7 protein-coding genes are annotated in these 6,922 nt (G+C 67.5%); 1 reads left to right on the top strand and 6 read right to left on the bottom strand.

Annotation, left to right across the window (positions count from 1 at the left end):
• Positions 1–504: 504 nt before the first annotated feature.
• The 3 genes from QOJ24_RS00245 to QOJ24_RS00235 are packed head-to-tail and all read right to left on the bottom strand — an operon-like array spanning position 505 to position 3,415.
• Positions 505–1,746 carry an SLC13 family permease gene (locus QOJ24_RS00245; protein WP_526257943.1) on the bottom strand — a complete coding sequence of 414 codons (1,242 nt, stop codon included), beginning with the start codon at positions 1,744–1,746 and terminating at the stop codon, positions 505–507.
• The gene (locus QOJ24_RS00240) at positions 1,737–2,657 is read right to left on the bottom strand and encodes an MBL fold metallo-hydrolase (protein ID WP_526257941.1); all 921 of its coding nucleotides are present in this window, start codon (positions 2,655–2,657) and stop codon (positions 1,737–1,739) included. Before QOJ24_RS00240 ends, QOJ24_RS00245 begins: the two co-directional genes overlap by 10 nt.
• Positions 2,657–3,415 carry a LamB/YcsF family protein gene (locus QOJ24_RS00235; RefSeq protein WP_526257939.1) on the bottom strand — a complete coding sequence of 253 codons (759 nt, stop codon included), beginning with the start codon at positions 3,413–3,415 and terminating at the stop codon, positions 2,657–2,659. Before QOJ24_RS00235 ends, QOJ24_RS00240 begins: the two co-directional genes overlap by 1 nt.
• 29 nt (positions 3,416–3,444) lie before the next feature.
• Between QOJ24_RS00235 and QOJ24_RS00230 the strand changes: the two genes are divergently transcribed.
• Positions 3,445–4,272, top strand: a complete 828-nt coding sequence (locus QOJ24_RS00230; protein WP_526257938.1) for a sulfurtransferase — start codon at positions 3,445–3,447, stop codon at positions 4,270–4,272.
• Here the strand turns inward: QOJ24_RS00230 and QOJ24_RS00225 are convergent.
• From QOJ24_RS00225 to QOJ24_RS00215, 3 genes are read right to left on the bottom strand one after another with little or no spacing between them, the layout of a single operon-like run.
• The gene (locus tag QOJ24_RS00225; protein WP_526257936.1) at positions 4,269–5,129 is read right to left on the bottom strand and encodes a metal ABC transporter permease; all 861 of its coding nucleotides are present in this window, start codon (positions 5,127–5,129) and stop codon (positions 4,269–4,271) included. The two genes, QOJ24_RS00230 and QOJ24_RS00225, sit on opposite strands and share 4 nt — an antisense overlap.
• Positions 5,122–5,943, bottom strand: a complete 822-nt coding sequence (locus tag QOJ24_RS00220; protein WP_526257934.1) for a metal ABC transporter ATP-binding protein — start codon at positions 5,941–5,943, stop codon at positions 5,122–5,124. Before QOJ24_RS00220 ends, QOJ24_RS00225 begins: the two co-directional genes overlap by 8 nt.
• A gap of 4 nt (positions 5,944–5,947) precedes the next feature.
• Complete coding sequence (locus tag QOJ24_RS00215) at positions 5,948–6,853, bottom strand: metal ABC transporter solute-binding protein, Zn/Mn family (RefSeq protein ID WP_526257932.1); 906 nt, start codon at positions 6,851–6,853, stop codon at positions 5,948–5,950.
• Between the last annotated feature and the right edge of the window lie 69 nt (positions 6,854–6,922).

Below are 6,922 nucleotides of genomic sequence, written 5' to 3'. Positions count from 1 at the left end.
TCGCGGATCACACCTCAGCGCGGAGCCACGGAATTGAACATGCATTCAAAATCGCCGGGCGGACAGCCGTACTGGGTAGGATCCGGGACGCCCGCGCATCCTGTCCCATCTGTCGTGGGGAATTGTCCCTGGGGACATTGTTGGTTGGGCTGCGGTTCGGCGCTCGCGATGGGTGCGGCGAGCAGCCCGACCGCTGCTATGCCTGACACCGCTGCGAGGACCGCCGGAATCTTCATACGAACGGCAATCTTTTTCGGGTCATGATTGACCCCCCTTTTTTCCCTTTTCGGTGTTGCTGCCCCGTTCTTCCGGGTGCCAGCACGATAACCACATATTTGTCGCCGGGGTTGGTCATTTGCTAGAAACGTATCCAGGTGCCCCCGGGTGACAACGGCAGCGCCTTGGAAAGCGGAAGTGACCACGAGATCTCCAGGCTTTCGAGCACTCGTCAACCGGACGCACGCCGTGGTGAACGTTGCGTCCACCAGCCCGGCGTCCAGCGAGTTAAACGCCGAACAGTCGGGCGCCCACCCACAGCCCCAGCACGGCAACGACTAGCGTGAGTGGCGTCGTGATCAACCCGACTCGGCTGAACTCGCGGAAGCCCGCGGGGATGTCCCGACGGACGACGCTTCGCCACAGCAGGTTCGCTAGCGAGCCGACGTAGGTCAGGTTCGGCCCGATGTTGACGCCGAGCAGCATCGCCAGCACCGCGGCCGGACCCGATGCGGTCACCAGCGGCAGCAGCACGAGAACCGCGGGCAGGTTGTTGACGATGTTGGACAACACCGCGGCGACGGCCGCAATGCCGAGCAGCGCGAGCAACGTGTCGCCACTCGGCAGTACGCCGTGCATCGCGGATTCGAGCCCGTGCAGCATGAGTCCATCCACGACAACGCCGAGGCACAACACGAACACCAGGAACGGCACGTCGGCCGCGGAAGCTATTCGGCGCAAGGATGTCTCGCGCCGGGCAAGCGCACGCACGCCGAGGACTACGGCACCGGCGAGCGCAGCCCACGCAGGCGAGAAACCGAGCAGCGACGCGACGGCGAACCCGACCAACGTCAGGCACAGCACCACCAGCACGAATACCGGTACCCGCACCGGATCCGTCGCAGGCTCGGGGTGCGGTTTCACGGCCAGGTCGCGTGCGAAAAGCCAACGCAGCAAAAGGAATTCGACGGCGACTGCGGCCAACCACGACGGCGCCATCACCGCGGTGAAGTGGAGGAACGACAGGCCCGCGGCGGTGAACGCGAGCAGGTTGGTCAGGTTGGACACCGGCAGCAACAGCGACGCGGTGTTGGCCAGATGCGCGGTGGCATATGCGTGCGGCCGTGCGGGCACCCGCAGCGCGCGCGTCGTGGCGAGCACCACGGGAGTGAGCAGCACGACCGTGGCGTCCAGGCTCAGCACGGCGGTCGTCACGGCTCCGATGACGAACACCCGTGCCAGCAGCCGCCGGGAATTGCCATCGGCCGACCTGGCCATTGCCGCACCCGCCGCCCGGAACAGGCCCTCGTCGTCGCACAGTTGTGCCAGCACAAGCACCGCCGCGAGGAATCCGACCACGGGGAGCAGTTGCTCGACTTCGTGCACCGCATCCCGCAGTGGGACAACATGGAAGGCGATCAGAAGCGCAGCCGCAGGCACCGCGGCGACGGCCTCCGGCCAGCCTCGCGGCTTGACCATTGCGAACGCCAGCACGACCGCCAGCGCGACCAGCGCGAGCGTCAGCTCCACGGGTCGGAGCGCTGCCAGAGCGTCGGCAGATGCAGGGGAATGCCGTCGTCGTCGGCGAGCGCGGTCAGAACCCGCATCGAGACGTCAAGGTCGTCTGCGGCGTAGGGGAGTGCGCGCAGCGGCTTGGTCAGCGGCCGGAAGAAGTCGTCCCAGTGGATCAGCACGACGCGGCGCGCGCCGACGGTCCGCACCGTCTCGATCCAGTAGTCGACGAGGTACCGCTCGGGCTGCATACCCAACTGCCCGACGCCCAGATACACCGCTTCGGCCCGGTACCCGGCGAGGGCGCCCGGGACGAAGCCTGCGCTGCCGATGACCAGCAGCCGTCGATTCGACGGCCGATGGTGCACCAGCGTCGACCAGGCCTCGCCACACTTATAGGCCGATGTCTTCACCGGCGGGGTGACAGGAGCGGTGATCACACCCGGAAAACGGTCGGGCGGACAGTGTTCCGCCTCGACAAGTGTGACGTCATAATCGCCGAGGGTGATGGCCTCGCCAGGGGTTGCGACGACGACGCGGTCCTGCGGGAGGCCGCCGCCGAGGCCGACCTGGGCCGCCGACTCGCCGCCCACGATCCGTGCACCGGTGCGCTGTGCGACGACAGCCGAGTCCATCGCGTGGTCGAAATGGGTGTGTACGGGCAGCACAGCTTCCAGGCCGTGCACCCCCAGCCGCTCGAGGCTGCCATCGATGCGTGCGGCCGACGGAGCGATCTGACCCAGACCGACGGCGGCCAGCCCCGGGCGGGAGAAGAAGCCGTCGGTCATCAGTGCCGACGAGCCGTCGTCGACAAGGAGCGTGGTGACTCCGGCCCACGTCACCGTCAGCGGGGCGTCCGCATTCGCATCCGGCGCGTCGAAATACCGCGCGTAGTCAGCCAGATCCGGTCGACCCGCCTTGAGTCGCATCAGACGAACGCCGCCAGTTCGACGCCGTCGCTCGCCAGCCGGTCCCGCACCGCCGTGGCGATCTGCACGGCTCCCGGCGAATCACCGTGTACGCATACGGATTCGACAGTGATGGCGATTGTCGATCCGTCAACGGCGACGACCCGCCCGGACTGCACCATGGACGCCACCCGGTCGGCGATCTCTGCCGGGTCGTGCAACACGGCGTTGCGTTCCCGCCTGGATACCAGCTGCCCGTCGGGCCGGTAGGACCGGTCGGCGAACGCCTCGGGCACCGTGCGAAGGCCGAGGCGCTCGGCTTCTGCGAAGAACACGGACCCTGCCAGCCCGAGCACGGGGAGATTCGGGTCGACAGCGTGGACCGCCTCGGCAACGGCGCGGGCCTGGTCGTGGTTGTTGACGATCGTGTTGTACAGCGCGCCATGGGGTTTGACGTAGCTGACCGATGATTCGGCCACGTGCGCGAGTGCCTGCAGTGCGCCAATCTGGTAGATCACGTCGGCGGTGAGATCGACCTGTGTGACATCGATGAAGCGCCTACCGAACCCGGCAAGGTCGCGGTAGCCGACCTGGGCGCCGATCCGAACGCTCTGCTTGGCGGCTTCCTCGCAGCTGTGGCGCAGGGTGGTTGGGTCGCCCGCGTGGAATCCGCATGCGACGTTGGCGCTGGTGACCAGGCCAAGCATCGCGTCGTCGTCGCCGAGCTGCCACGTGCCGAAGCTCTCCCCGAGATCGGCGTTGAGGTCGACTGAGGCCATGTCGCAAGCCTAGATGGCAGGCTGCATACGTGGACCGACGACGTCGTGACGAGGTGTTGATCACCGCAACCGAACTGGCCGACCTACTGGCTGCCGGTGACCCGGTGACGATTCTGGATGTGAGGTGGCGGCTGACCGAGCCCGACGGGCGCGCCGCCTATGAACGCGGCCACCTGCCGGGGGCGGTGTACGTATCGCTGGAAGACGAGCTCAGCGATCACTCGGTCGAAGGGCGCGGACGCCATCCGCTGCCCTCGGGCCGCGCACTGGAGGGCGCCGGGCGCCGGTGGGGATTGCGCACGGGCGTGCCCGTCGTCGTCTACGACGACTGGAACAGGGCGGGCTCGTCGCGCGCCTGGTGGGTGTTGACCGCAGCGGGTATCCAGAACGTCCGCATCCTGGACGGCGGATTGGCGGCCTGGGCCGGCGAACTCGAGTGTGGACCGGTGACGCCCGAACCCGGCGACGTCACGGTCGGCCACGATGACCTCTACGCCGGCGCACTTCCCACCCTGACCGCTGACACGGTGACGGCCGCCGACACGCTGCTCGATGCGCGGGCGCCAGAGCGGTTCCTCGGCCACGTCGAGCCGATCGATCCGGTTGCCGGACACATCCCCGGCGCGTGCAACGCGCCGAGCACGGGCTTTCTTGCCAACGACGGGACATTCCTCGACGAGAAGGACCTCGCGATGCTGTTCGGCGACATCGACGGCGTCGGCGCGTACTGCGGCTCCGGCGTCACCGCGTCGGTCGTTGTCGCGGCGCTCGCGACGCTCGGCGTCGACGCTGCCCTGTATCCCGGCTCGTGGTCGGAGTGGTCTTCGGACGGGACGCGTCCCGTCGAAACGGGCTAGTGCATGGCAGCGCGGCGGCTGCCGACGAGCCAGCACAGCAGGAAGATCGCGAACGAGATGATCGTGACGAACACCGATACGGGTACGCCGGGGGCCAGCGACAGCAGAATGCCGCCAACGGCCGATAGCTCGGCGAACGCCACCGAGGCGGCGATCGTGGCGGCCGGGGAGACGAAAACCCGCGCGGCCGCTGCGGCAGGCGTGATCAGCAGCGACATCACCAGCAGCGCGCCGACGATCTGCACGCCCTGCGCCGCCACCACGCCCACCAGCGCGGCGAACACGATGCCCATCGCGCGGACCGGCACGCCGCGCGCCGCCGCCACATCAGGGTCCACGGTGGAGAACAGCAGCGGTCGGTAACAGACGGCAAGCACGACGATGACGACGATGGTGACGACCGCCAGCAGCGCCAGGCCCGAGTAGCCGACGCCGACGATCTGTCCGGTGAGCAGTGCGAAGCTGGTACCCGAACGGCCCGGGTACAGGTGAATGAACAGCACCGCGAGGCCCAGCCCGAATGCCAGCACGACGCCGATGGCGGAATCACGCTCGCGGGCGCGTTGGCCGAGGATGCCGAAGAGCACGGCGGCGAGCGCACTGCCGACGAGTGCGCCGAGACCGACGTTCAGCCCGGTCAGCAACGCGAAAGCGGCTCCGGTCAAAGATAATTCGCTGGATCCGTGCACGGCGAAGGACATCTGGCGCATCACGATGAACGGCCCGATCAGACCAGCGACCAGCGCCAGTAGCGCGGCCGCCACCAGTGCCTGCTGGACGAAGCTGCGGCCCAGGAGGTCGGCGGTGACGTCGAACGCGAACAGGTCCGCGAGCAGGTCGGCGAGCCGATCATTCATGGGAGTGCCCGCTGGTATGGCCGGAATGGTCGATGTGTTCGCCCACGACGACGTAGCGACCGTGCACCTTCACCACTTGGATGTCGGCGCGGTACAGCTCTGACAGCGTGTCGGACGTCATCACCTCGTCGACGGATCCGACGCGGAACCGCCCGTCGACCAGATAGATCACCCGATCCACATACGGCAGAACGGGATTCACCTCATGCGTGACGAACAACACGGCCGTGTCGGCGTCCCGCCGGCGCTGATCGATGAGCGAGGAGACCAGCCGCGCGTTGGCCGGGTCGAGATTGAGCAGCGGCTCATCGCACAGCAGCAACACGGGATCGCTGGCGAGCGCTTGGGCGATCCGTACCCGTTGCAGCTCGCCTCCTGACATGACCCCGACGGGCACACCCGCAAGCCGGCCGGCGTTCACCTGCCGCAGCGCCGTCTGGACGGCGGCACGGCGCCGGGTCCGTTCGGCGGGACGCAGGCTTGTCACACCCCAGCGGTGACCGTCGAGCCCGAGCCCGACGAGGTCGCTGCCGCGCAGGGTCAGGCCACGATCAAGCGCCCGGTGTTGGGGTACGTATCCGATCAGGTCGCTGCCTTCGGTGACAGGTTTTCCCGCGATTGTGACCATGCCCGCGCTCAGCAGCAGCTGACCAAGGAGCACCCTCAGCAGTGAGGTCTTGCCGGTCCCGTTCGGCCCCAGCACCGCAATGAACTCGCCCGCCCGGATCGTGAGGTCGAGGTGGTCCCACAGCACCCGGTCGCCGAACGCGAGGCGGCCGCCCCTCAGGTCGACGACGTCTGCAGCATCAACCAAGGCGCTATCGATTCGTCTGCGGTGCTTTGTCGAACTGGGCGGCGAGTTGGTCGACGGTGTCGCGCTGCCACGTCAGATAGTCAACGCCCGGCGGCAGCGTCTCGGTGACCGTGACGACGGGTAGCGACGCGCTGTGCGCCGCGTCCTCAATCTGTTTGGTGGCCGCCGTCTCGGTCTGCGGGTTGAACAGCAGCACCGACACCTGGTGGCTGCTGATCAGGTCGAGCATGGCGGCGACATCGGCGGGGGCGGGGTCGTCGCCCTCCTCCACCGAGCTGGCGAAGCCGGCCGGGGTGCGGTCGGTGACACCTGCGTTGCGCAGCAGGTAATACGCCACCGGCTCGGTCGCGATGACCGATCCCGACGGGTGAGCTTTGCCGATTGCTCGCTCCGACGTTGCGATGTCATCGGCCTGCTTGCCGAATCGTGTTGCATTGGAGCGGTATTCGTCTGCATGCGTCGAGTCGATTTTCGCGAGGTGCTTCGCGATCTCGTCGGCGACGGCCTTGGCGACGCTCAGGTTGTAGAAGACGTGTTCGTTGTCGCGACCCGGCGTCCCGCGCAGTGAGTAGGCGTCGACGGCGTCGATCTCGGGGTCGGCCGCGATCACGTCGTCCACCCAGTGGTCGTACCCGCCGCCGTTGTAGACAAGCAGTGACGCGTCGGAGATCTCCGCGACGTCGGCGGGACTCGCTTCAAACGAGTGCGGGTCGGCGGAGGCGCCCGATTCGATCGACTTGACCAACGCATATTCTCCGGCAACGGCACTGGCGACGCTGCCCCACACGTCGGTGGAGGCGACGATATCGACCGAGGTGTCGTCATGCCGGGATGAATCCTGGCTGCATCCGGAGGCGGCGAGTGCGGCCACCGTCAGTCCGACTGCGAGCCTGATCGCCGTCTCGCCCACCGAAGCCTCCTAATACAAATGAAAACCGTTTCCAATAACTTTATCGCAACCGGTGCCGCCGCGCGAACC

The organism is Mycobacterium sp. (assembly GCF_032159775.1).
Classification (GTDB): domain Bacteria; phylum Actinomycetota; class Actinomycetes; order Mycobacteriales; family Mycobacteriaceae; genus Mycobacterium.
The sequence above is the reverse complement of the archived record's forward strand: the minus strand, read 5'-3'. Positions and strand labels throughout refer to the sequence as shown.

What these genes read in the sequence shown, in the direction of transcription:
- QOJ24_RS00240 (WP_526257941.1), bottom strand. Translation starts at nt 2,657, where the DNA reads ATGCGACTCAAGGCGGGTCGACCGGATCTGGCTGACTACGCGCGGTAT.
- QOJ24_RS00235 (WP_526257939.1), bottom strand. Translation starts at nt 3,415, where the DNA reads ATGGCCTCAGTCGACCTCAACGCCGATCTCGGGGAGAGCTTCGGCACG.
- QOJ24_RS00225 (WP_526257936.1), bottom strand. Translation starts at nt 5,129, where the DNA reads ATGAATGATCGGCTCGCCGACCTGCTCGCGGACCTGTTCGCGTTCGAC.